The organism is Halogeometricum sp. S1BR25-6 (assembly GCF_031624495.1).
In the GTDB taxonomy this organism is placed as follows: domain Archaea; phylum Halobacteriota; class Halobacteria; order Halobacteriales; family Haloferacaceae; genus Halogeometricum; species Halogeometricum salsisoli.
Genome location: NZ_JAMQOP010000001.1, coordinates 350,358 through 373,696 on the forward strand (window position 1 = coordinate 350,358; position 23,339 = coordinate 373,696).

28 protein-coding genes are annotated in these 23,339 nt (G+C 68.8%); 13 read left to right on the forward strand and 15 right to left on the reverse strand.

Going from position 1 to position 23,339, the window contains the following annotated elements; genetic code table 11:
• Positions 1–21: 21 nt before the first annotated feature.
• From NDI76_RS01800 to NDI76_RS01815, 4 genes are all read right to left on the reverse strand, one after another.
• A complete protein-coding gene (locus NDI76_RS01800; protein ID WP_310922273.1) occupies positions 22–378 on the reverse strand; it encodes a DUF8064 family membrane protein in 357 nt (118 codons plus the stop codon).
• Positions 379–460: 82 nt separating this feature from the next.
• On the reverse strand, positions 461–2,041 hold the full coding sequence (locus NDI76_RS01805; RefSeq protein WP_310922274.1) for an acetolactate synthase large subunit: 1,581 nt from the start codon (positions 2,039–2,041) through the stop codon (positions 461–463).
• Between the two features lie 169 nt (positions 2,042–2,210).
• Entirely contained in the window at positions 2,211–2,630 is a 420-nt protein-coding gene (locus NDI76_RS01810) for an HIT family protein (RefSeq protein WP_310922275.1), read from the reverse strand.
• A gap of 46 nt (positions 2,631–2,676) precedes the next feature.
• Positions 2,677–3,333: a uracil-DNA glycosylase gene (locus tag NDI76_RS01815; RefSeq protein ID WP_310922276.1), complete on the reverse strand. Its 657-nt coding sequence runs from the start codon at positions 3,331–3,333 to the stop codon at positions 2,677–2,679.
• A gap of 169 nt (positions 3,334–3,502) precedes the next feature.
• Here NDI76_RS01815 and NDI76_RS01820 point away from each other — a divergent pair, with 169 nt between their 5' ends.
• Positions 3,503–3,817 carry a HalOD1 output domain-containing protein gene (locus NDI76_RS01820; protein ID WP_310922277.1) on the forward strand — a complete coding sequence of 105 codons (315 nt, stop codon included), beginning with the start codon at positions 3,503–3,505 and terminating at the stop codon, positions 3,815–3,817.
• A gap of 35 nt (positions 3,818–3,852) precedes the next feature.
• Here NDI76_RS01820 and NDI76_RS01825 read toward each other — a convergent pair whose 3' ends face one another.
• The 4 genes from NDI76_RS01825 to NDI76_RS01840 form a co-directional block, all read right to left on the reverse strand.
• On the reverse strand, positions 3,853–4,077 hold the full coding sequence (locus NDI76_RS01825) for a DUF7860 family protein (RefSeq protein ID WP_310922278.1): 225 nt from the start codon (positions 4,075–4,077) through the stop codon (positions 3,853–3,855).
• A 60-nt stretch (positions 4,078–4,137) separates the two neighbouring features.
• Complete coding sequence (locus tag NDI76_RS01830) at positions 4,138–5,001, reverse strand: ribose-phosphate diphosphokinase (protein WP_310922279.1); 864 nt, start codon at positions 4,999–5,001, stop codon at positions 4,138–4,140.
• Positions 5,002–5,102: 101 nt separating this feature from the next.
• Positions 5,103–5,969: an HVO_0234 family beta-propeller protein gene (locus NDI76_RS01835; RefSeq protein ID WP_310922280.1), complete on the reverse strand. Its 867-nt coding sequence runs from the start codon at positions 5,967–5,969 to the stop codon at positions 5,103–5,105.
• 68 nt (positions 5,970–6,037) lie between these two features.
• Positions 6,038–6,403, reverse strand: a complete 366-nt coding sequence (locus NDI76_RS01840) for a hypothetical protein (protein WP_310923850.1) — start codon at positions 6,401–6,403, stop codon at positions 6,038–6,040.
• A 326-nt stretch (positions 6,404–6,729) separates the two neighbouring features.
• On the opposite strand from NDI76_RS01840, the gene NDI76_RS01845 reads away from it, so the two are divergent.
• The 3 genes from NDI76_RS01845 (at position 6,730) to NDI76_RS01855 (ending at position 10,185) form a co-directional block, all read left to right on the forward strand.
• The gene (locus NDI76_RS01845) at positions 6,730–7,854 is read left to right on the forward strand and encodes a tRNA (guanine(26)-N(2))-dimethyltransferase (RefSeq protein WP_310922282.1); all 1,125 of its coding nucleotides are present in this window, start codon (positions 6,730–6,732) and stop codon (positions 7,852–7,854) included.
• Positions 7,855–7,964: 110 nt separating this feature from the next.
• On the forward strand, positions 7,965–9,248 hold the full coding sequence (locus tag NDI76_RS01850; protein ID WP_425498312.1) for a YihY/virulence factor BrkB family protein: 1,284 nt from the start codon (positions 7,965–7,967) through the stop codon (positions 9,246–9,248).
• Between the two features lie 19 nt (positions 9,249–9,267).
• Entirely contained in the window at positions 9,268–10,185 is a 918-nt protein-coding gene (locus NDI76_RS01855; protein ID WP_310922283.1) for a phosphatase PAP2 family protein, read from the forward strand.
• Between the two features lie 88 nt (positions 10,186–10,273).
• On the opposite strand, the gene glnA is transcribed toward NDI76_RS01855, so the two are convergent.
• Complete coding sequence (glnA, locus tag NDI76_RS01860) at positions 10,274–11,650, reverse strand: type I glutamate--ammonia ligase (protein ID WP_310922285.1); 1,377 nt, start codon at positions 11,648–11,650, stop codon at positions 10,274–10,276.
• A gap of 126 nt (positions 11,651–11,776) precedes the next feature.
• On the opposite strand from glnA, the gene lrp reads away from it, so the two are divergent.
• On the forward strand, positions 11,777–12,235 hold the full coding sequence (gene lrp / locus NDI76_RS01865) for an HTH-type transcriptional regulator Lrp (protein ID WP_310922286.1): 459 nt from the start codon (positions 11,777–11,779) through the stop codon (positions 12,233–12,235).
• A gap of 77 nt (positions 12,236–12,312) precedes the next feature.
• Here lrp and NDI76_RS01870 read toward each other — a convergent pair whose 3' ends face one another.
• Entirely contained in the window at positions 12,313–12,465 is a 153-nt protein-coding gene (locus NDI76_RS01870) for a hypothetical protein (protein WP_310922287.1), read from the reverse strand.
• A gap of 112 nt (positions 12,466–12,577) precedes the next feature.
• Positions 12,578–13,663, reverse strand: coding sequence for an aminopeptidase (locus NDI76_RS01875; RefSeq protein ID WP_310922288.1), 1,086 nt, complete (start codon positions 13,661–13,663; stop codon positions 12,578–12,580).
• Between the two features lie 194 nt (positions 13,664–13,857).
• On the opposite strand from NDI76_RS01875, the gene NDI76_RS01880 reads away from it, so the two are divergent.
• Both NDI76_RS01880 and NDI76_RS01885 read left to right on the forward strand, forming a co-directional pair.
• Entirely contained in the window at positions 13,858–14,391 is a 534-nt protein-coding gene (locus NDI76_RS01880) for a TQO small subunit DoxD (RefSeq protein ID WP_310922290.1), read from the forward strand.
• A gap of 121 nt (positions 14,392–14,512) precedes the next feature.
• Positions 14,513–15,538 (forward strand): threonine aldolase family protein, encoded by a 1,026-nt coding sequence (locus NDI76_RS01885; protein WP_310922291.1) that lies wholly within the window; start codon positions 14,513–14,515, stop codon positions 15,536–15,538.
• Between the two features lie 19 nt (positions 15,539–15,557).
• Here NDI76_RS01885 and NDI76_RS01890 read toward each other — a convergent pair whose 3' ends face one another.
• Positions 15,558–16,499 carry a cation diffusion facilitator family transporter gene (locus tag NDI76_RS01890; RefSeq protein WP_310922292.1) on the reverse strand — a complete coding sequence of 314 codons (942 nt, stop codon included), beginning with the start codon at positions 16,497–16,499 and terminating at the stop codon, positions 15,558–15,560.
• 112 nt (positions 16,500–16,611) lie between these two features.
• On the opposite strand from NDI76_RS01890, the gene NDI76_RS01895 reads away from it, so the two are divergent.
• The gene (locus tag NDI76_RS01895; protein ID WP_310922293.1) at positions 16,612–17,133 is read left to right on the forward strand and encodes a metallophosphoesterase; all 522 of its coding nucleotides are present in this window, start codon (positions 16,612–16,614) and stop codon (positions 17,131–17,133) included.
• A 19-nt stretch (positions 17,134–17,152) separates the two neighbouring features.
• Here the strand turns inward: NDI76_RS01895 and NDI76_RS01900 are convergent, their stop codons facing one another.
• Positions 17,153–18,043: an ArsR/SmtB family transcription factor gene (locus tag NDI76_RS01900; protein WP_310922294.1), complete on the reverse strand. Its 891-nt coding sequence runs from the start codon at positions 18,041–18,043 to the stop codon at positions 17,153–17,155.
• A 70-nt stretch (positions 18,044–18,113) separates the two neighbouring features.
• On the opposite strand from NDI76_RS01900, the gene NDI76_RS01905 reads away from it, so the two are divergent.
• Together NDI76_RS01905 and NDI76_RS01910 are read left to right on the forward strand one after the other, a co-directional pair.
• On the forward strand, positions 18,114–18,293 hold the full coding sequence (locus NDI76_RS01905) for a DUF7859 family protein (RefSeq protein ID WP_310922295.1): 180 nt from the start codon (positions 18,114–18,116) through the stop codon (positions 18,291–18,293).
• 7 nt (positions 18,294–18,300) lie between these two features.
• Complete coding sequence (locus tag NDI76_RS01910; RefSeq protein WP_310922296.1) at positions 18,301–19,500, forward strand: inorganic phosphate transporter; 1,200 nt, start codon at positions 18,301–18,303, stop codon at positions 19,498–19,500.
• A 40-nt stretch (positions 19,501–19,540) separates the two neighbouring features.
• Here the strand turns inward: NDI76_RS01910 and NDI76_RS01915 are convergent, their stop codons facing one another.
• Positions 19,541–20,911: a hemolysin family protein gene (locus tag NDI76_RS01915; RefSeq protein ID WP_310922297.1), complete on the reverse strand. Its 1,371-nt coding sequence runs from the start codon at positions 20,909–20,911 to the stop codon at positions 19,541–19,543.
• A gap of 231 nt (positions 20,912–21,142) precedes the next feature.
• Between NDI76_RS01915 and NDI76_RS01920 the strand changes: the two genes are divergently transcribed.
• Genes NDI76_RS01920 through NDI76_RS01930 form a run of 3 tightly spaced genes read left to right on the forward strand, consistent with a single transcriptional unit; the run spans position 21,143 to position 22,628 of the window.
• Complete coding sequence (locus NDI76_RS01920) at positions 21,143–21,436, forward strand: glutaredoxin family protein (protein WP_310922298.1); 294 nt, start codon at positions 21,143–21,145, stop codon at positions 21,434–21,436.
• Positions 21,436–21,951, forward strand: coding sequence for a redoxin domain-containing protein (locus tag NDI76_RS01925; protein ID WP_310922299.1), 516 nt, complete (start codon positions 21,436–21,438; stop codon positions 21,949–21,951). Before NDI76_RS01920 ends, NDI76_RS01925 begins: the two co-directional genes overlap by 1 nt.
• A 47-nt stretch (positions 21,952–21,998) precedes the next feature.
• Entirely contained in the window at positions 21,999–22,628 is a 630-nt protein-coding gene (locus tag NDI76_RS01930; protein ID WP_310922300.1) for an L-threonylcarbamoyladenylate synthase, read from the forward strand.
• Positions 22,629–22,637: 9 nt separating this feature from the next.
• On the opposite strand, the gene NDI76_RS01935 is transcribed toward NDI76_RS01930, so the two are convergent.
• A complete protein-coding gene (locus tag NDI76_RS01935; protein ID WP_310922302.1) occupies positions 22,638–23,306 on the reverse strand; it encodes a CRISPR-associated protein Cas4 in 669 nt (222 codons plus the stop codon).
• Positions 23,307–23,339: the final 33 nt, after the last annotated feature.

Consider the following 23,339-nt stretch of genomic DNA (forward strand, 5'->3'; position numbering starts at 1 on the left):
ACGGCCGCCCCTTCGCGGCGCTCACGCCTCGAACCGGAGGTACGACGTCCTGTTCCGGTAGTTGTACAGTTCGACGGCGACGCCGACGAGCGCCAGACAGGCGAGCGCGAGGAAGAACGGACCGCCGACGCCGACGTACAGCAGTCCGAACAGGAGCGCCGTCTCGACGGTCGACGCGAGGGCGTAGAGCGGGTGCGACCGCACGGCGTCGAAGGCGCTCGCGAGCGCGAACCCGAGGATGAGCGCCGCCAGCGCGACGAACTCGACTGTCAGCGGCCGGTCGAAGACGAGCACCAGCGTCGCGAGTAGCGCCGCGGCGAGGAAGAACGCACCGACCCGATACGGGCTGACCCGCTCTGGGAGAGACGCAGAAGGCACGGTACTGGCGCGATTCGCGGTGTCGAAAAAAATGTCTTCTGCCGGACCGGTGTCGGCTCCGCGTCCGGCGTTCGGCGGACGACTACCGCGGAATCGGCACCGCGACCAGCGCCATCTCGTCGCTCTCGACGGCCTCCGTCAGCGCCGCGTCGACCTCCTCCCAGGACTCGGGCCGGTGGCTCTCGATGCCGAAACTCTCCGCGAACGTCTCGAAGTCGGGGTTGGTCAACTCGGTGCCGAAGTGCTCGCCGGTGTGTTCGGCCTGCTTCTCCGAGATGAGGCCGTAGTCGTCGTCGGTGAAGACGACGACGGTGAACCCGAGGTCGAGACGGGTGGCCGTCTCCAACTCCGCGGCGTTCATCATGAACCCGCCGTCGCCGGTGGCGACGACGACGTTTCCGTCCACCGCGAGGTCCGCGGCGACGCCGCCGGGGACGCCGATGCCCATCGACGCGAGACCGTTCGAGATGATGCAGGTGTTCGGCTCGTACGTCGGATAGTTCTGCGCGATGGCCATCTTGTGGCTCCCCACGTCGGAGATGAGCACGTCCTCGTCGGCGAGGATGTCGCGGAGAAACGGCAGTGCCCCCTTCACCGACAGGGGGTCGCCCGCGTCGGGTTTCTCCGTGACGTGGTCGAGTATCGTCTCGCGGTACTCCTCGCACCAGTCGGTGTTAGGAACGTCCTCCAACCGCTCGGCCAACCCTTCGAGCGTTGCGGAGATGTCGGCGACGATTTCGACGTCGGGGTTGTAGTGTTCGTACACCTCGGCGGGTTCGTGGTCGACGTGGACGATGTCGGTGTCGAGGTGGGGGTTCCACGACTTCGGGTCGTGTTCGGCGATGTCGTAGCCGACGGCGACGACGCAGTCGGCGCGTTCGATGGCGTCGCCCGCCTCCTCGTTCGGCCCCGAGTCCAGCGTCAGAAGCGAGTTGTCGAGGCGGTCCGACACCGCGCCCTTACCCATGTAGGTGGCGACGACGGGCATCCCGGCGCGTTCGACGAGTTCGCGGAGGCCCTCCGCCGTGCGGGTGCGGACCGCGCCGTTGCCCGCGAGGACCAGGGGATTCTCCGCCTCGTCGATGCGGTCGGCCGCGCGTTCGAGCGACTGTTCGTCGGGGTCGGCGCGGCGGACGGGTTCGCGCGTCGGCAGGGGTTCGCCCTCGACGGAACCGGCGGCCACGTCCTCGGGGAACTCGACGTGCGTCGCGCCGGGCTTCTCGTACTCGGCGAGTTTGAACGCCTTCCGAACCGACTCGGCGACCGTCTCGCCCTCGGCTATCTGCGTGTTCCACTTCACCACCGGTTCGAACATGTCGACGACGTCCAGCGCCTGGTGGCTCTCCTTGTGGAGTCGCTCGCGGCCGCCCTGCCCCGTGATGGCGACGAGGGGGGACTTGTCGAGGTGGGCGTCGGCGACGCCCGTGAGGAGGTTCGTCGCGCCCGGCCCGAGCGTGGACAGGCAGACGCCCGCCTCGCCCGTGAGACGGCCGTGCACGTCGGCCATGAACGCCGCTCCCTGCTCGTGTCTGACGGGAATAAAGCGGATGTCGGAGTCCCGGAGGGCGAACAGCAGGTCCTGGAGTTCCTCGCCGGGGACGCCGAACACGTCCTCGACGCCCTCGGCCTCCAGACACTCGACGAGGAGGTCGGCGGCGCTCATCGCGACCGCGCCCCCTCGGGTTCGAGAGTCAGTAGGAGGGCGCTCGCGGCGTCGTCGCTGCGGCTACGTCGGTTCATACCTCACACCTCGCGCGGCGGCGACAAGAACGTGTTCGCCGTTCGAGCGTCGGTCCCCGCCGCCGGTCCGTTCCCCCGTCGACCCGCCCCGCTCAGCCCTCGATTCGCCCGGCGATGTCGTCCAGTTCCTCCTCCGAGAGGTCCGGCCGGGACCCGACGACCCCGTGGATGGGACCGCCGCCGTCGCCGTCGAACCGCGGCACGAGGTGGACGTGGACGTGCGGCACCTCCTGTCCGGCCGCCTCGCCGTCGTTGACGCCGACGGTGAGGGCGTCCGCGTCGACGGCGTCCTCCACGCGCGGCCCGAGTTCGTCGACGGCGGCCCACAGTTCGGTCGCCACGTCGTCGGGCAGGTCACGAAGTCGCTCGTGCGCCTCCTTCGGGACGACGAGCGTGTGGCCCGGCGCGAGGGGGTTCGCGTCGAGGAACGCGAGCACCGAGTCCGTCTCGTAGACGATTCGCGCGGGGATGTCGCCCGCGGCTATCTGCTCGAAGATGGTGGGTTCGCTCATGTGGAAGCCGTCGACCGGATTCGGCAAAGAGGTTCGGGTGGACGGGTCAGGGCAGGTGCGCTCGAATCTCGTCGACGTACTCCGACTCCGAGTAGCCGAGGCGCGAGAGCCACACCTCCTGATAGGAGGGATGTAAGAGCGGCAAAAGCGTCGCGTCGAACGCGTCGAGGTCAACCGGGTCCAAGACCGAATCGAGGAACCCGTCCACGTCGCGCCCCTCGAAGGCGAGCATCGTCGCCGTCGCGTGCTTTCCGGTCGAGACGACCACCTCGGGCGCTATCGCGTCCAGTTCGGTTTCGAGGTGCGGCCGGCAGTTCGCCCGCTCTTCGTCCGTCGGTTCGCGGTTCGACCCCTCACCGTCGCACGGAAAGCACTTCACCGCGTTCGTGTAGTAGGCGTCGGGGTGGCCGGCGTCGGCCAGTAGTCGGCGGACGCGGCCGCCCGAGTGGCGCGTCGTGTACGCCATCCCGGTGTAGTTGCCCCCGCGCCACGTCTCGGCGTCGGGGTTCCCCGCGCCGGGCGCCTCGCCGACCACCACTACCGAGGCGTCCCGCGGGCCGTTCCCCCACGAGATTCGGTTCCGGCAGGCGACGAGGTCCGGACACCGCGAACAGCCCTCCTCGACGACGAACGCCGACGCGGAGTTCGGGAGGGACGGCTCTCCGGACGCGCGCGGTCCGTCGGGTCGGTCCGAGTCGGTCATCGACCGTATCGAGGACGCCCGAGCGTCATAGGCATCCCGGCACGGTCGGACGCGGGTCGTCGGGGCGGCCGTCCGCCGAGCGGACCGGCGCGCCGAACTGCCCGTATGTAGTTTTTGGCCCACTTTCTTTACCGTCTCCGCCGGCAGTACAGACGACCCAGCCCCTCCGATGTACCGCTACCAGTTCGGTCCCCTCCTCCACACGGAACGCATCGCGGCCGACGACAGTCCGGCCACGGCGCTCCTCCGCGCGTTCGAGGCCGCGGACGTGGACGTCGAACCCGACTCGACCGACGCCCTCTACAACTACGTCGACCCCGGCGCGCTTGACCGCCTGTTCTGCGGGCCGCACTCCGCGCGGGACTCGGGGTTCGTCGTCCTCGAACTCTGGGACGTGGCGGTGCAGGTGTCGCGGCACGAAGTCGCCGTCTACGACTCTCTGGCCGTCGAGTCGCCGGCGGCGTCGGACACGACGACCGACTGACGTCGGCCCTTCGCTCTCTCCGTCCCCAACCCGCTCTACTCGATGAGCGGGAGCAATATGCCGAAGACGAACGGCGACAGCAGCGTGAGGACGACGCCGAGGGCCTCCGCGTCGAGGAGCAGCGTCCGCTCCCAGGCCGGGAGCGGTCCGACGACGGCGGGGGCGACGAGCAGTCCCACGGCGCCGATGGTGAACAGTGTGAGGCCGGAGCCGATTCCGAGTTTGGTGAGTCGCGAGTAGTCCAGATTTCCGTGTGCCATACCTCGACGAAACCTTGTCGAAGACAAGAACGTTTCTCTCCGACGAGACGGTGCGCCGTGCTACTGTGTGACTGCGTCCACCGCGGCGGCGACGTTCGGCGCGACGCTGACGGCGCTCACGTCGCGTTCGACGGTGTCGGTGCCGACGATGCGTTCGATACCGGCGCGTTCGAGTTTCGTGCGGGCGTTTCTGACCAGCAGCGGGTGGACGCAGGCGGCGAACACGCGGGCGGCGCCGTCCGACTGGAGGTGCGAGACGGCCTCGCTCATCGTCGACCCGGTGGCGACGATGTCGTCGACGATGACCACGTCGCGGCCGGCGGCGTCGGCGTCGCTCGGCGTCACCTCCACCTCCGTCCCCGAATGTCTGACCTTCTCGAAGTAGTCCGTCTCGCCGCGACCGTACGCCTCGTGGACGCTCCGGGCGAGTTCGACGGCGCCGGCGTCCGGCGAGAGAAAGAGGGGGTCCTCCAGGTCGTCCGGGAGCGGTGCGGCGAGGCGGGCGGCGGCGTCGACGACGGTGACGTGTGCGTCGAAGAACGAGGTGAGAGCCTGCTCGTGGGGGTTGACGAGCACCACACGGTCGGCGCCCGTCGAGACGGCCTTCGCCATCGCGCGGGCGGAGACGGGGTGGCCGTCCTCGAACGCGGCGTCCTGTCTGGCGTACCCCATGTACGGGAGGACCGTCACGACTTCGTCGGCGCCGGCCTCGCGGACGGCGTCCTGCAGTTGGAGCAGTTCGACCCACGCGTCGTTCGAGTCCGTCGCCGCCACGACGACGGCGCGGTCGCCGTCGAACTCTGGGACGGCCGCGAGCGTCTCGCCGTCGGGAAAGCGGTCGTACTCGACGGCCGCCAGCGGTTCGTCCATCGCCGTCGCCACCGCGGCGGCCAGCGCCTGCGAGGATGCGCCGGGTACAATCATACTCGCAACTCTCCGTCGCGCGTTAAACCCGTTTTCGTCTCGCGCGGACGGGTCAGCGGCCGGCCTCGCGGCGTCCGCCCCGTGGCCGGGGCTCCCTCGACTCAGACCGCCACCGCGGCGGCGACGTCGCGCAACCCGAGGATCTGGTGGCGCCACTCCTCGCCGGGCAGGCGGACGAGGAACGTCCCGGCGTCGGTGACGGCGTACGTCGCGTCCCTCCCGTGGGTCACGGCGGCCACGTCACCCGCCACCGGAAGGGGGACGCGCGACCACTCGCCGCCGTCGCCGCGGGCGTACAGGTCGCCGTCGCCCGCGGCGTGCGCCCGTCCGCCGTCGACGCTCACGGCGTCGAACTCGCCGGACAGCACGTCCATCCAGCCGTTTCCGAGTTTGTACAGCCCGGCCCCCGTCGCCGCGAGCGGTTCGCTCCCGGCCACGTCGCGCGCGTCGTCCAATCCGACGTGCGAGAGGCCGTCCCCGATTCGGTACACGCCGTCCGCGGCCGCGACGAGGGGGCCGTCGGCGGCCCGGACGCCCCCGACGCGTCCGAGGTCGGTCCACTCGCCGTTCTCTCCGCTCTCTCCGCCGTCGAACCGGGCCACGCGGCCCTCGTCGTCGCCCGCGAGGAGCGACCCGTCGCCGAAGCCGACGGCGGCCGCGGGACCGAAGCCGGCGGCCTCGAACGCGAGGGCCTCGGCCGCCTCCGTTCCGCCTCCGTCCGCGTCCGCGTTGACCCCGTCGTCCCCGGCGGCCGTCAGGTCCGCCCGGAACACGTCCTCGTCGGTGGCGACGGCGAGGGTTCCGCCGCCGGCGGCCACGTCACGGGCCGTACAGCGGTGGGCGATGCCGAACCCGCCCACGAGGTCGTCCGAGACGGAGACGGCGACGACGCCCGCGCCGGTGGCGACGAACACCGTCTCCGTCCCGGTGTTGTCGGTGTAGACCCGTTTCTCGTCGATAGTGGGCATCTCGTCCGAAGTTCGGCGAGGGGTCGTGAAAACGTTGCGGAGACGGCGGTCGTGGGTCGGGGGACCGGTCAGATGAACTCGCGCACGTCGGAGTACCACATGTCGTGGTGGTCGACCTCGCCGATTCGCTCGGCGACGGCGGCCGCGAGGACGTGCCAGCAGCGCTCGTCGTCCTCTGTGGGGTCGAGGTTGTACGAACTGTCCTTGCAGGTACAACCGCCGTCCTCGATGACGTACTCCTCGGCGTAGCCGACGACGACGGTGAAGTCGCGGTAGCGCTTCACCCGACCCTCGGAGACGGCCTCGACGGCCCGCACGCCGCGACCCCCGTGGAGGCCGACCAGCGCGTCGACCACCTCGGCGGTGAGTTCGCCGGTCCGAGCGAGGGTCCGCCGCCACGCCGTCCCCCGGTCGCTGTCCGTCTCGGTGGGCACGACGAACGCGGCTGATTCGCCGTCCGTCGGGGTCGAGTCCGCGTCCGGATCCGCTTCCGACGCGGCCTCCTCGGCGTCGGCGCAGTCACCGACGGCTTCTCCGTCTCTGTCTCCGTCGCCGGCGTCGGCGCCGTCGTCGTCGCTGTCGGCGGCGTCCTCTCCCCGTCCGTCGGCGTCGTCACCCACCTCTCGCACGCCCGGACGTTGGGCCGTGGCGGACAAAACGCCACCGATGGCCGGACCACCGACCGCCGTCCACGGTCATCGGCCGCCGCCCCGGCGCTCGCATCGCATCGCTTTTCGCCGCGGGGGTCGCTCCTCGGGACATGGACGTACGCGAGGGAGGCCTCACGGTCGAGGTGCCTGGCGCCCGCGACGGCGCCTCCGAGGGGGCCGGCGACGACGTGTTCTACAACCCGACGCAGGAACTCAACCGCGACGTGACGGTGGCGACGCTCCGCGCCTACCGCGAACGCGACGACCGGGCGTCGTCGTACCTCGACGCGATGGCCGCGAGCGGGATTCGGGGGGTTCGCGCCGCCGCCGAGGGGTTCGAGGTGACCTGCGCCGACTTGGACGAGGACGCGGTCGAACTCGCAAGCGAGAACCTCGCGCGCAACGGCCTCGACGGCGAGGCCGTTCACAGAAACGCCAACGCGCTCATGCACGAGTCGGTGTTCGACGTCGTCGACCTGGACCCATTCGGCACGCCCGTTCCCTTCGCGGACGCGGCGTTCGCCAACACGCGCGACCTGGTCTGCGTCACCGCCACGGACACCGCGCCGCTCTGCGGCGCGCACCAGAACTCCGGCATCCGCAAGTACTCGACGCTCCCGCAGAACACCGACTACCACCCCGAGATGGGGCTTCGCGTCCTCCTCTCGGCGATGGTCCGCACCGCCGCGCGCTACGACAAGGCGGCGGTGCCGATTCTCTCGCACGTGACGCGCCACTACGCGCGGGCGTACCTCGAACTCGACGCGCGGGCGACGAAGGCGGACGAACTCCTCGAAGACCTGGGCCACGTCTACCACTGCGAGGACTGCCTCGAACGCGACCACGAGTTCGGACTCGTCGCCCACCCGCCCGAGACCTGTCCCGCCTGCGGGAGTTCGCGCACGCTCGTCGCCGGACCGCTCTACCTCGGCCCCATCTGCGACCCGGCGTTCGCCGAGTCGGTCCGCGAGCGCGTGACTGAGGAGATGGGCGAGAAGAAGCGCGCTCGGTCGATGCTCGACACCGTCGCCGGCGAACTCGACACGCCGACGCACTACGACCAACACCGCCTGTGCAAACTGTGGAACCGCTCGGCGACGGGGATGGACGAGTTCCTCGGCGAACTCCGCGACGCCGGCTACGAGGCGACGCGGGCGCACTACTCCGGGACGGCGTTTAAGACGGACGCGACCATCGCGGAGGCGCGCGAGGCGACGACCGACGGCGACGGTTGAGGAGGGCGAGTCGCCGTCCGCTCACGAAACCGGACGACGACGGCCGAGAGCGCCGTCCGAGCGCTCTCGGAGGCAAGTAGCTTCTTGTGCGTCTCCTCCGAATGGGGAGCGTGAGCGTTCGGACCCGGAACCCTATTCCCGTGATTCGCTCGGTGGCCACGACCGTCCAAGAGCGGGAGGTGACGTTCCTGGCGGCGAGCATCTCCTACTACACGCTCGTCTCCCTCGTTCCTCTCCTCACGCTCGGCCTCCTCGTCGCGTCGTTCGTCGGCGGCGAGGCGCTCCGACAGCAGGTGATGATGCTGGCCCAGCAGTACCTCCTCCCCTCGGGTTCGGACATCGTCGGGAACGCCCTCGGCGACCCGACCGGACAGGGGGCGCTCTCGGTCGTGAGCCTCGGCGTCACCCTGTGGGGGGCGTTGAAGCTCTTCAGAGGCTTGGACATCGCCTTCTCGCGCATCTACGGCTCCGAGGCCGGCGGCATCGTCGACCAACTCAGAGACGGCATCGTCGCGCTCGGATCGCTCGGCGCGGGCACCCTCGGCGTCGGACTCCTCACCGTCGTCATCGCGATTCTCGACGTCCCGTTCGTCGACTTCCTGAGCCCGTTTCTGCTTCTCGGACTGCTCGCCGCGGCGTTCTTCCCGCTCTACTACGTCTTCCCTGACTCCGGCCTCTCGCCGCGCGAGGCGCTCCCCGGAACCGTCTTCGCGGCCGTCGGCTGGGTCGTCCTCGGCGTCGTCTTCGGCACCTACGCCGCCACCGCGAGTGGGTCCGTCGCGGGGGCTCTCGGGGCCATCCTTCTGCTCGTGACGTGGTTCTACTTCTCGGGCATTCTCGTCCTCACGGGCGCGGTGGTGAACGCCGTCCTCGCCGACCGGGTGTCCTCCGGACCGAGCGACGGCGGCGCACCGGACCGGCAGGTACAACACGGCCCCGCCCGACAGACAGACCGGACGATGAGCGTGGACGACGCAACCGTAGACGAGTCGGGCGAGGCGGACGTCGACCCCCGCGGGGCGCCCGACATCGAACAACTCGAGGACCGCGTCGAGGAACTTCGCGCGGACCTCGATTCGTTCGAGTCGGACGTACAGGAGCGGACGGTCGAACGCCCCGACGTGGAGTCCGAACTCAAGCGCTACGTGCGCAACCAGATGCGCCAGGGCAAGGCGCGCGGATGGGGGCCGTACCTCGTACTGCTGTACGGCACCGCCGTGACCATCGCGGCGTTCTTCCTCATCCAAGACGACCTGCTCGCCGTCGTCGCCATGCTCGTCACGTATCTCTCGACACTCGGTCTCTACGTCATCTTCGTCGTGTTCGGCGCCGGACTCGGGGCGCTCGGTGTCCCCGGCCGCCTCGTCGACTGGATTCGCGACCGTCGGTCCTGACTCCGACCCGCCGCGACCGATGACCGGACCACCGACCGTCGCCGCGGCCGCCGCTCTCCTTCCCCTCCCACTTACCGCCCGCGGTCTGGGCGAACTCGACGCCGCGGCGTCGCTGCCGGACGCCGTCGTGACGCTGTTCTCCGTGCTCACCCACCTCGGAAACCCGTGGGTCTGTCTGTTCGCCGTCTGCCTCGCCTACGTCGTCGGTGACCGAGCGGGCATCGCGCGCCCCTCCGCGGCGTTCCTCCTCGCCCTCGGACTCGGCGCCGTCGGACTCACTCTCGGTCTCAAGACGGCCTTCGCGCTCCCCCGTCCGCCGGGCGCGGCCGAAACGGGGTACGGCTTTCCCAGCGGCCACGCCCTCGGGACGACGGTGTTCTGGGGCGGCGCGGCGCTCCTCGCGGACGCGGGGCGCCGCCGCGTTCGCCTCGGCGTCGCCGTCGCCGTCGTCGCCGTCGTCGCCGTCTCGCGCGTCGTCCTCGGCGTCCACTACCTTGCGGACGTGGTCGCGGGCGTCGCCGTCGGCGCCCTCTTCGTCGCCGCCGCCGTCGGCGTCGGCCCCGGCCTCCGCCGCCCGTCGGTCCCCTCGAACCGCGCCGTCGTCGCCTGCTTTCTCGTCGGCGGCGTCCTCGCTGCGGCCGCCGCCGCCGCGGACCCCGTCGAACGGGAGGTGCTCCTCGCCGTCGGGACGGCGGTCGGCGGCACGGCGACGTGGGCCTGGCTCGGCGACACCCTCTCCGGACGGTCGGCGGGTGACGCCCTCTCGCTGTCTCCCCGGTCGCTCGTCGTCGGCGTTCTCGCCGTTCCGGTGCCGCTGGTCGCGATGGCCGCCGTCGCCGAACTGCCGGTCCGGTCGCTCGCCCTCGCGGGGGCGGGCGCCGTCGGCGGGGCGGCGCTGCTGTCGCTCCCCGTCGCGGCGGCGGCGCTGTTCGAGTGAGCGACGAGTGAAAAACGGAGACAGCCGGGTCGCATCCGAGGTGATTCGGTCGGCGTCGGGACCGAGGTCGCCCCGCGGTCGTCCGGCCTCAGAACGTCTCGAGGTACTGGTCGAGTTCCCACTGCGAGACGTCGACGCGGAACTCGTCGTACTCGTAGGACTTCGCCTCGTGGAACTTCTCGTAGATGTGCTCGCCGAGGGCGTCCTGGATGACCTCGTCCTCTTCGAGGGCGGTGAGCGCCTCGCCGAGGTTCGAGGGGAGCGTGTCGATGCCGTACTCCTCGCGCTTCTCCTCGTCGAACTCGTAGATGTTCTCGCGGACCGGGTCCGGCGCCTCCAGGTCCTGTTCGACGCCCTCGAGACCGGCGTGGATGAGCGCGGCGAACGCGAGGTATGGGTTGCACGACGGGTCGGGGAAGCGGGCCTCGATACGGCTGGCGACCGGGACGCGCGCGGCCGGCTTCCGGATGAGCGCCGAGCGGTTGCGGTCGGACCACGCGACGTAGACGGGCGCTTCGTAGCCGGGGACAAGGCGCTTGTAGGAGTTCACCGTCGGGTTGGTGACCGCCGAGAGGGCGGGGGCGTGTTCGAGGATGCCCGCGAGGAACGAGTGGGCCGTCTCCGAGAGGTCGAACTCGTCCTCCTCGTCGTGGAACACGTTCTCGCCGTCCTCGTCGAACAGCGAGATGTGCGTGTGCATGCCGGAGCCGTTGACGCGGGAGATGGGCTTGGGCATGAACGTCGCGTGCAGGTCGTGCTGGGCCGCGATGGCGCGGACGACCGTCCGGAACGTCCCCACGTTGTCCGCCGTCGTGAGCGCGTCGTCGTACTCGAAGTTGATCTCGTGTTGGCCCTCGGCGACCTCGTGGTGGCTGGCCTCTATCTCGAAGTCCATCTGTTCGAGGCCGTAGATGATGTCGCGCCGGACGTCGGACGCGAGGTCCTTCGGCGCGAGGTCGAAGTAGCCGCCGGCGTCGTTCGTGTTCGTCGTCGCGCGACCCTCCTCGTCCTCCTCGAAGAGGAAGAACTCGGGTTCGGGGGCGACGTTGACTGTATAGCCCATCTCCTCGGCGCGGTCGAGCGCGTCTTTCAGCACGTAGCGCGGGTCACCGACGAACGGTTCGCCCGTGCTGGTGTCGATCACGTCGCAGATGAGACGCGCGGAGCGACCGTCACGCCACGGGAGAATCGCGAACGTGTCCGGGTCGGGCTTGAGGCGCATGTCGGATTCCTGGATGCGCACGAAGCCCTCGATAGAAGAACCGTCGAAGTAGATTCCCTCGGTAAATGCCTTCTCGGCCTGCGTGGCGGGGATAGCCACGTTCTTGACCGTGCCGAGAATATCAGTAAACTGGAGGCGGAGGAAGTCCACGTCGCTGGACTCGATCTCGTCGACGACTGCCTGCGCTTTCGTCGAAAGTCCGCCGTCCGTTGCCACATTCGTGTTCGCGTTATCGTCCGTCATCTTACTGGACACGGGTTCCGTCAACGTCCATCTTTATGACGTTATCGCTTAGCGCAACTCGCGAGTGACTCCCCTAGAACTGGATATTCGTAAAATTCTAATGCCCCGAGCGAGTGGGTCGCTGTGATGACGTACGAAAACCTCGACGCAAAACTCATCAACGCTCTGCTGGGAGACGGACGCGCGAGCCTCCGAAGCCTCGCTGAGGAGCTCGACGTGTCGGTTACGACCGTCTCCAACCATCTCCGCGATTTGGAAGACGAAGGCGTCATTGAGGGATATACCCCCCGGGTGAACTACGACGCACTCGGCTACGACGTCACCGCCATCATTCAACTGAAAGTGGAGGGAAGCGCGCTCCCGCAGATAACCGACCGACTGCGCGAGCAGAAGCAGATGGTCTCGGTTTACGAAGTCACCGGCGACTACGACATCATCGCCGTCGGTAAGTTCACCGACACCGACGGCATGAACAGCCAGATTAAGGCGCTCCTGACCGACGAGGACATCCGCGAGTCCAACACGAGCGTCGTCCTCAACGCCGTCGTCGAGAACCAGCAGTTCGAACTCGACGTCGACGAGTAAGCGCGGCGTCGCCGTTCGACCGCCCGACCATTCTCCGAGACGCCCCTCCCCGAGCAACTGCGCTCCCGAGCGACTGCTCAGACGAACCGACTCGCCACCTCCTCCATGTCAGTTTGGCAGTACGGACAGCGATACCGCGTGTCGAAACCGTCTCGTCGCGTGGTCGTCTTCGCCTCCAGTTCGTGCATCCCCACGTCCCGGCCGCACTCGGTACAGAGTACCTTCGGCATAGCTAACAGTTCACGAACCAACGCCAATAAATCACCCGGTGTCTGTGAACGTTTCGCACGATATCGGAGTTCGTCCTCGCTCGCAAAAGCTGGACCAAAATGGGGAACGAAGCTACTCGAAGTCGTCCTCGAAAACGAACGTGCCGTCTCGCTGGACGACGTCCCCGTCCACCTCGATGACGGACTTTTCGGACATGTCCAGAATCATGTCGACGTGTTCGGCGCTCTGGTTCACCTCGTTCTCCTCACCCACCGTGTCCGGGTACGCGGACCCGACGGCCATGTGAACGGTGTCGCCCATCTTCTCGTCGAACAGCATGTTGTACGTGAACGTGTCGATGGCGCGGTTCATTCCGATGCCGAGTTCGCCGAGGTAGCGGGCGCCCTCGTCGGTGTCGAACACGCCGTCGAGCACTTCCTCGTTGCGTCCGGCGCTGTAGGACTCGACGCGGCCGTCCTCGAAGCGCACGCGGACGTCCTCGATTTCGCGGCCCTGCCGGTAGAGAGGCATGTCGAAGTGCACCTCGCCCTCGACGCTGTCGCGGACGGGTGCGGTGAACACCTCGCCGCCGGGGAGGTTCTTCTCGCCCTTGTCGTTGATTGCGGCGTTGCCCGCGACGCTCATCGTCACGTCCGTCTCCTCGCCGGCGGCGATGCGCACCTCGTCGGCGTCGTCCAGAATCTCGACCATCTGCTGTTGATGTTCGTACTGTTCGTCCCAGTCGAGGCTGACGGCGTCCCAGACGAAGTTCTGGTAGGCGTCGGTGCTCATGCCGGCGAGTTGGGCGTTGCCGGAGGTGGGGAACTGCGTGAGACACCACGTCTTCGAGAGGCGTTCCTGCAGAACGGGTTGCATCGCGCGGCGGTAGGCGGCGTTCGTCTCGGGGTCCACGTCCGCCGTCTCGGAGGCGTTCGCGTCGCCGCGAACCGCGATGTAGACGTCCATCTCCTCGTACATCGCGAGGAGGTGCTCCGGCGTCTCGAAGTCGCCCTCGCGGTTCCGGAGGAACGCGCGGGAGGCGCGGGAACTGCTGTTCGTGTAGACGGGGTTGGCGCCGCGTTCGGCGCACTCCTCGTGGAGGGCGACGACCAACTCCTCGGCGGCGGCGGGCGCCGCGATGACGACGTTGTCGCCGGACTCGATGCCCGTCGAGTGCTCGGCGATGGTCTGGGCGTGTTCCCGGATGCGTGGGTCCATACCACGAGGTGTCGCGTCGGGGTGAAACCGCTTTCGCACCGGTGTCGCCGTTCGTCGCTCGCAATCCGTGAGACACAGTAACCGCTGCAAATAGTTCACAGCGAGCGTGACACTCTCGTTCTGAAGAACCGAGAATCACGCTCTCTTTATATAATATCTCCGGGCGAGTTTACAACTGTAAGAGGTAATAAATTATGAACACTCCTACCACCACCACCCGAACCGCCGTCGAGGACGTCCTCGAGTTCGACCTGCAGGGGACCATCGCCGGTTACTGGCTGGTCGCCCTTCGTCTCATCACGGGCTACTGGTTCCTCCACGCCGGGTGGACCAAGTTCGCCTTCGTCTCGGGCGAGGCGTTCGACGCCAGCGGCTACCTTGCGAACAACTCGGGGCCCATCCAGGGCTTCTTCGCGTGGGTCGCGGCGACGCCTTGGCTGATGGACGTCACGAACGTCATGATTCCCGCCGGGGAGTTCCTCATCGGCCTCGGACTCATCGTCGGCGCTCTCGTCCGACTGGCCTCGTTCTTCGGGGCCCTGCTGATGGCGTTCTTCTATCTGGGGAACGCCGACTGGGCGCACGGCCTGGTCAACGGTGACCTGTTCGGCCTCGTGCTGTTCGTCACCCTCGCGACGTTCGGCGCGGGCCGCATCCTCGGCCTCGACGCCTACCTCGAAAAACTCGACCTGGCCGACAACCGCGTCGCGAAGTTCATCCTCGGGTGAACCGCGAGCGAGCGCCCTCTTTCTGCCGTCGTCCGTCGCTTCGAGACGCGCGTCTCCATACCGACGACGCACGGACCGCCGCGACCACCGCCTATAACCCCGACGCCCGATACCGTCTGGCATGGCCATCGACCTTCGCAGCGATACGGTGACGCGCCCCTCGGCGGCGATGCGGGAGGCGGCGCGGGACGCCCCCGTCGGCGACGACGTGTACGGCGACGACCCGACGGTGAACGAACTCGAAGCCGCGGCGGCCGAGCGCGTGGGGATGGAGGACGCCCTCTACGTTCCGACGGGGACGATGGGCAACCAGATAGCCGCCCGCGTCCACGCCGACCGGGGGGAGGAGATTCTGCTCGACGAACAGGCGCACATCTACAAGTGGGAGGTCGGCGGCCTCGCACAACTCTCGGGTCTGCAGGTTCGCACGTTCGACGCGGGTCCCTCGGCCGTCCCGACGCCCGAACAGGTCCGCGAGCGATACGTGGAGGAGGACCTCCACAGGGCCGGGACGGGCCTCCTCGCACTCGAAAACACGCACAACGCGCGCGGCGGCGTCGCCGTCCCGCCCGAGGCTATCGACGCCGTGGCCGAGGCGGCGCACGACCTCGGCGTGCCGGTCCATCTCGACGGCGCCCGCCTGTTCAACGCCTGCGTCGCCCTCGACGTCGACCCGACGCGGATGACGCGGAACGCCGACTCGGTGATGTTCTGCCTCTCGAAGGGTCTCGGCGCGCCCGTCGGGTCGATGCTCGCCGGCAGCGAGGACTACGTCGAACGCGCCCGCCGCGTCCGCAAACTGTTCGGCGGCGGGATGCGGCAGGCGGGAATCATCGCCGCGCCGGGCCTCCGCGCCCTCGATAACGTCGAGCGACTGGCCGAGGACCACGAGAACGCGGCGCGACTCGCCGCCGGACTTGACGACATCGACGGCCTCAGCGCGCCCGACCCCGACACGAACATCGTGCAGGTGTTCTCCGAGGAGGCGGGCCTGACCGCCGAGGAGTTCGAAAGCCGCTGCGGGGACGCGGGCGTCCTCGCGGGTGCGCACGGCGAGTACCTGACGCGCTTCTGTACCCACCTCGACGTCTCCGCCGACGACGTGGAGGAGGCTATCGACCGAATCGACGCGGCGATGCCGGCGTAGGAGGGAGCGACGAGTCCGCTCAGAGTTCGGGTTCGATGTAGACGAACTTCACCCGAGCGTCCTCGCGCTTGAGTTTCTCCTCGATTCGCGTGATATCGGTGTCGATATCGTCGGTGTCGAGGTCGGATTCGAAGCTGACGTCCGCGTTGACGAGCACCTTCTCCGGGCCGACGTGGACGGTCCGGAAGTTGTCGACGTGGACGACGCCGGGGTGGTTCCGGACGACGTCCCGTAGTCGGTCTTCTACGTCCTTCGGGAGGCTCTCGCCGAGGAGGAGGCGCTTGTTCTCCCACGCGAGGGCGAGGGCGAACCCCATGAGGAGGACGCCGATGAGTGCGGCGGAGACGGCGTCGTAGATGTAGTTGCCCGTCACCTGCGTGAGGACGACGCCGACGAGGGCGATGGCCGCGCCCGCGAGGGCGATGCCGTCCTCGGTGAACGCCGTCAGTGTCGTCACGTCGCTCGTCTTCCTGAACGCCTCCCTGACGCCGCTCCACCCGTACTCGCGTATCTGCCGCTGGAGTTCGGCGTTGGCCTTCTTCATCGCGTACGTCTCGAAGGCGATGGCCCCGAGGAGGACGACGACGTTGACGTACCAGGCGGGGAACTGATAGCCCGCGAACGACACCAGTCCGGCGGCGGCGTGACTGCCGTGCAGGATGGCGTCGTAGCCGTGTTTCAGCGACTCCCAGCCGGCGATGCCGAACAGCAGCACCGAGACGAGGAACGCGTAGAAGAACTGCGCCTTCCCGTAGCCGAACGGGTGCGCTCTGTTCGCCTCCCTGTCGCTGTAGCGGATGCCGATGAGGAGGAACACCTGATTGCCCGTATCGGAGAGGGAGTGGTACGTCTCCGACAGCATCGAGGGACTCTGCGTCAGGAGATATCCGAGGAACTTCAGGACGGCGATGGCGCCGTTCGCGACGAGGGCCGCGATGACGACGCCTCTGCTTCCTGCCATGCTTTCACCTCAAGAGTCTCCCGTAAGAGCGTTTCCACGCGAGTCTCTCGCGTCTCGCCGCCGCGGCGACCGAGCGGAACGTTCCTATCCCCCCGATTCGTAGCCCGACCCGATGCTGACCGTCGTCTCCGACACCCACAGCACGGACTCGCACCGACTCACCGGTCGGACGCTGGACGCCGTCCGCGAGGCGGAACTCGTCGTCCACCTCGGCGACTTCATGCGCGAACTCGTCCTCGACGCCTTCGAGTCGGAGTCCTCGCGGCTCCTCGGTGTGTACGGCAATAACGACGACGCGGAGATACGGGACCGACTGCCGGAGGCTCGCAACTTCACCTTCGCGGGATTGACGTTCGCGGCGACGCACACGCGCCGCGGCGGGTCGACGGCGCTCTCGATGTTCGGCCGCGAACGTGACGCCGACGTGGTTCTGTTCGGCCACAGCCACCGGCCGACGTTCGAGGCGACGGGCGAGGCGACGCTCCTGAATCCGGGGAGCCACGCGCAACCGCGCGGACACCGCGCCGCGCACGCCGAACTCGAAGCCATGACGGACGGCGGCGTCTCCGGACGACTCGTCACCGTCGAGGGCGACGCCTTCGAGACGTTCACTATCCCGCCGTCCGAGGGGTGAGGAGTGACCCGTCGCTCCGTCAGCGGGTGACCCACCAGTAGGCCGTCGCGCAGACCAACGTCGCGACGCCGCCGAGGAAGAACAGTTCCGCGGGCGCGAGCGTCGACAGCGCGCCGACGACGGAGGAGCTGCCGGCGCCGGCGCCGGTGTCGGCCCCGGATCCGACGGCCGTCTCTATCGCCGTCCGGGTCGCCTCCGCGGCCCGAGTCGCGGTTTCCGTGCTCGTTGCCTCGCCAGCGGTCGTCGAGGGCGCCTCCGCGATACCGACTCCGCCCCCCCTGGCGTCCGTCGGCGTCGCGGTCGGGGCGGGAGCGGGTGTCGACGTCGACTCCGCCCCCGTCGCCCCCGTGGCGTTCGCGCCGTCCGAGGCGCCCGGTGCGGCCCCGCCTTCGCCTCCGCCTCCGCCACCGTCTCCGGCGAGCGAGACGGTCGGCCCCGCGGCCGTCCGCGTCAGTCGGTCGACGACGACGCTGCCGAGGGCGACGACGCCGAGGCCGCCGAGCAGTCGCGAGAGCACCGACCGGAGGCCGCTCGTGTCCTCTTCTCTCCCGGCGACGACGACCAGCGCCCGGTCGGCGGGCGCGTAGACGGTCATCTCCCGCCCCTTCTCGGAGTAGACCGTCCCGCCGGGTTCGATGAGGCCGGCGTCTTCGAGGCGGCCGAGGTGGTACTGGGCGTTCTGAATCGAGGTGTCGGCCCGGTCGGCGACTTCGGAGGGTGTCGCGGGTTCCTCGTGGAGCGACGAGAGGATGCTCCGGGCCGTCTCCGAGGAGATGGCCGAGAGCAGGTCCGACACCTCTTCGCCGTCGAGTCCGACGACGCGGGGTTCCTTGTCGTCGTCGTCGCCTGCGTCGGAGCGGAACGGGAGGATGTCGGCCACGTCGTGGCCCGGTTTCCGGTGCGTCGTCATGAGTGTTCTCCTCCCTCTCGGTCGGCGGAACGGCGAAACGGCTTTACCTCCGCCCATGAAAGCCTCGCCCATGTTCTCCCGCCCCTTGCAGAGTTTCCTCGACGACGCCGTCGAGTTCGTCCTCTCGGAGCCGATTTTCGTCGGATTCGTCGTTCTCATCCTCCTGTTCGTCTTCTTCGGGTATCTCTTCGTCCGGCGGACGGTACTGGGGATGCGCGAGGGGTTCGACGAGGGATACCGGGGGAAGTAGCGGGTCGATGGCCGCTTTTGGAACGCTCGCGACGCTCGTCGTCGCGGCGCTGGCCAGTCTGTTCATGGCGTGGGCCATCGGTGCGGGTTCTTCGGGCTCCACGCCGTTCGCCCCCGCCGTCGGCGCGAACGCCATCTCGGTCATGCGCGCGGGGTTCGTCGTCGGACTTCTCGGATTCGCCGGCGCCTTCCTGCAGGGCGCGAACGTCACGCAGGCCGTCGGCAACGACCTCGTCGTCGGCGACGTGCTGACTGCGAGCGCCGCCACCGTCGCGCTCATCGTCGCCGCCGGCCTCGTCGCCCTCGGCGTGTTCGCGGGCTACCCCATCGCCACCGCGTTCACCGTCACCGGCGCCGTCGTCGGCGTCGGCCTCGCCAACGGCGGCGCGCCCGCGTGGGACAAATACCAACAGATCGTCTCGCTGTGGGTTCTCACGCCGTTCCTCGGCGGCGGCGCGGCGTACGGTACCGCGCGCCTGCTCCGCAACGAATCCGTGCCCGAACGGGTCGCCGTCCCAGTGCTCGGGGGCGTCGTCGGCGCCATCGTCGCGAACATCGACTTCGCCCTCCTCGCGGGCGACGGCGCCGACGCCGGGTCGATTGCAGGGTACGTAGCCCGCGCCCTGCCGGGCATCGACGCGGGCGGAGTGCTCGGCGTCGCCGCCGTGACACTCGGCGTCGCTCTCCTCTCCGGCGGCGCCGTCGCCCGCGAGATGCACCGCGACGAGGCGGCCGGCCAGCGTCGGTTCCTGCTCGTGCTCGGCGGTCTCGTCGCCTTCTCGGCGGGCGGGAGCCAGGTCGGCCTCGCCATCGGCCCGCTCGTCCCCCTGCTCGACGCGGTGACCATCCCGCTCCCGGCGTTGCTCGCCGGCGGCGGTATCGGCCTCCTCGTCGGGTCGTGGACCGGCGCGCCGCGGATGATAAAGGCGCTCGCGCAGGACTACTCCTCGCTCGGGCCGCGGCGCTCCATCGCGGCGATGATTCCCTCGTTCGCCATCGCGCAGGTGGCCGTCGCGCTCGGCATCCCCGTGTCGTTCAACGAGATAATCGTCAGCGCCATCGTCGGCAGCGGGTTCGCCGCCGGCGGCGCGGGCGTCAGTCGCGAGAAGATGGTGAAGACCGTGCTCGCGTGGGTCGGGTCGCTCGCCCTCGCGTTCGGACTCTCCTACGGCGTGTTCACGGCGCTGGCCGTCGCGTTCGGGCTGTGAGTTCGGAAAAAGAAGCTCCTCTCCTCGCTCCGCCGCGCTTCTACTCCGTCTCGATTTCCTCGGCCTCGGACTCCTCTTCGCCCTGCGGGTCGTAGGACTCGTCGACGGTGATGCGCGCCTTCATGATGCGCGTGTTGTCCACCTGCTCGATGCGGATGGTGATGCCCTCGAACGCGATCTCCTCGCCCTCCTCGACCAGGCGGCCGGCGCGGTTGAAGATGAAGCCGGCGAGCGTCTCGAACTCCTCTCCTTCCGGTAAGTCGAGTTCCAAGACCTCGTTCACCTCGTCGATGTTCACCTCGCCGCGGACGAGCGTTTCGCGGTCGTTGACGAACTCGAAGGCCTCCTCCTCGTCGTCTTCGAGGATGTCTCCGACGATTTCCTCGACCATGTCCTCCAGCGTGAGGAGGCCCTCGGTCGTCCCGAACTCGTCGATGACGATGACCATCTGCAGGCGGCTGTCCTGTATCTCCGCCAGCAGTTCGTCGACGTTCTTCGACTCGGGGACGTGCAGCGTCGGTTGGACGATGTCGGCGAGTTTGCCGCCGCCCTCGCCGTAGAACTGCTCGCGGACCAGGTCCCGGATGTTGACGATGCCGATGACGTTGTCGAGGTTGCCGTCGTAGACGGGGACGCGTTCGTGGTCCGACTGGATACAGGTCTCGATGGCCTCGTCGAGCGTCGCGTCCTTCGAGACGGCGGTCATGTCGAGACGCGGCGTCATCACCTCCTTGGCGATGGTGTTGTTGAAGCGGAAGATGCGGTCGAGCATCTCCCGTTCCTCCTCCTCGATGACGCCCTCGCGCTCGCCGGTCTGGATGAGGTCCTGAATCTCGTCGCGCGTGATGTAGGACGTCTCGATGGACGACCGGCCGCCGGTCACCTTGTTGATGACGCGCGTCAGGTAGTCGAAGAAGACGACCAAGGGGAACAGCACGTACTCGGAGTACTTCAGCGGGCGCGCGATGCGGAGCGACCACGACTCGGTGTTCTCGACGGCGTAGGACTTCGGCGCGCTCTCGCCGAACAGCAACACGAGCGTCGTGATGCCGAACGTCGAGATGAGGACCGCGAGGCCGGCGTCGTAGTAGATACCGACGATGGCCGTCGAGATTGACGACATCGCGATGTTGACGATGTTGTTCCCGACGAGAATGGTGATGAGCAGCCGGTGCGGGTCGGATTTGAGGTCGCTCACCGCCTTCGCCCCCGGTACGCCTCGCTCGACCAGCGAGTCGACGCGGTGCTTGGCCAGCGAGAACATGGCTATCTCCGAGGAGGAGAAGAACGCCGACAGGCCGATGAGAATCACGATGGCGACGGCGCCGCCGACGGTGATAGTGGTGTTGTCCACCGGGACCGTCGGCATCTGCAGGACGCCGGCCGCGACCGAGGAGGCCGCGTTACTCATCGAACTGGCGGGCTGAACGGAGGCTGCCGAACCCGCCGAAGGGCGGTGCTGAGCAGCGAGAGATGGTACGAGCGACGACAAACCCATGCAAATACGTCCACTTGTCCGGCCCCGGAATTAAGAGTTGCCCTCGGCCGCCGGTCCGAACGCCCGTCTCACCGGGTTTCGCCGCTCGCGGCGGGGGATTCCGGGGGCGAAGCGCTTAGGGACCGGACGGCCGTAGCGGCGAGCATGACGGGCGACGAACCGGCGATTACGCTGTATCGACTGCAGGCGTGCCCCTTCTGCGAGCGGGTCGTCCGCGTGCTGGACGACCTCGACCTCGCCTACGAGTCGCGCTTCGTCGAACCGATGCACTCCGACCGGAACGTCGTCAAGCGCATCTCGGGCAAGCGGACCGTCCCGGCCATCGTCGACGACGAAACCGGCGTGACGATGTCCGAATCCGCCAACATCGTCGACTACCTCGAAAACACCTACGGCGACGGCTCCGGGGCCGACGCCGCCGAGGGGGGTGCGGCTTGATGGTCGACTTCGAAGTCGTCGACCTGCCCGACTCGGACCACCCCGACGTCGGCGACACCGCGCCCGACTTCACCCGGCCGCTCGTCGGCCCGGAGTACTGGGAGGACGTCGCCCTCTCGGACCTCGCCGCCGAGGGGCCGGTGCTGCTCGTCTTCCACCCGATGGACGGCGCGTTCCCCTCGACGTACGTTTGGAACAACCTCCGCGACGAGGGCGTCGTCGACCGGGTGACCACCGTCGGCGTCTCCGTCTCCTCGCCGTACGAGCACAAGACGCTCCTCGACGAACGCGACATCGAGGACTCGGTCCGCCTCTACTCGGACCCCGCCGCGGGCGTCGCCGAGGGGTACGGCATCGAGAACCCCCTCGACGGCATGACCGGCATCACCGAGCACCGCCCGGCCGTCTTCCTCCTCGACGAAGAGCGCACCGTGCAGTACGCCTGGGTCGCGAGCGAGTGGCCCGACTTCCCCGACTACGAGGACGTCGCGGCCGCCGTCGAAGAGCACGCGTAACGCTCCGGCACCCTCTTACTCCCGCGCCGTCTCCCACCCGACGAGCGATGTCGAACCTCGATGACTCGATAGACGCGGCCGCGGCGGCCGTCCGCGCGGGCGAGGCCGTCGTCTATCCGACGGAGACGGTGTACGGCCTCGGCGCGGACGCGACGGACGCCAGCGCCGTCGAACGCGTGTTCGAACTGAAGGGGCGCGACCGTTCGAAGCCGCTCTCGGTCGGCGTCCCCGACGCGGCCGCCGCCCGCGAGTACGCCCGCCCGACGCCGTTCGAGACCCGGTTCATGGAGCGGTTCCTCCCCGGCCCCGTCACCGTCGTCGTCGAACGCGGCCCGGACCTCTCGGACGTACTCACCGCCGGCGGCGACCGCGTCGGCGTCCGCGTCCCCGACTACGACGTGACGCTCGACTTCTACCGGCGCGCCGACCGGCCCGTGACGGCGACCAGCGCGAACCGGAGCGGCGCTCCGAGCGTCCGGACGCCCGCCGAACTGGACCCGGAACTCCGCGACCGCGTCGGCGCCGTCGTCGACGCCGGCGAGACGCCCGGCGGCACCGAGAGCACCGTCGTCGACCCCGGACGGAACGTGATTCACCGCCGCGGCGCGATGGCCGACGAGGTGGCGTCGTGGCTCGCCGAGGAGACGGGCGACCCGCCGAGCGTCGACTCCGAGTGAGGTGCGAGATTACAACCCGAGTAGCGTCTTCAGCGACCGCGTCTTCGTTCCGCAGGTCGTCCGATACTCGCAGGCGGCGCACTTCGTCGAGTCGCGCACGCGGGGCGGGACGCCCTCCGTTCGGCGAACCGTCCACAGCGTCCGCCGGTAGGCCCCCGCGTTCCGCGTCGTGACCCGGACCGTTCGAACGACGCCGTGCGCCGGATACTCCACCAGCGCGCGCGGAATCTCCCGCTCGCGCTCCCACGCCAACGCCTTGGCGACGGCGACGGCGCGGACGCGCTGGGGTTTCCAGACGCCGCGTTCGGGCGGGTCGCCGGGGGAGACGAGCGTCGGCGTCGGCGGGTCGCCGTCGAGCACCTTGTGCGCGATTCCGTGGCAGTCGCGCCCCCGAAGAAACACCTCGCGACCCGTGGGGTCGGCCAACGCCGCCCAGTCGTCGCGTTCGGTCAGGCGTTCGAGGTTCGCGCGGTACGTCTCGGGGTCGACCGCGAGGGGAAGTCCGGCGAGTTCGGCGTCGTCGGCCGCCAGCGACTCGTCGTACCTGAACGCGAGTTCCCGAACCGCTTCGACCTCGGGCGGCGGCGCGTGGTCGTCGTACTTCTCGGCGTAGTACAGTTGCCGGGGGCAGTAGGCCGCCCGCGCGAGGTGCGAGAACGGCGTCGAGGGTCGTGACACGGGGATGTTGGCGTCGCTCCCGTACTTGAACGT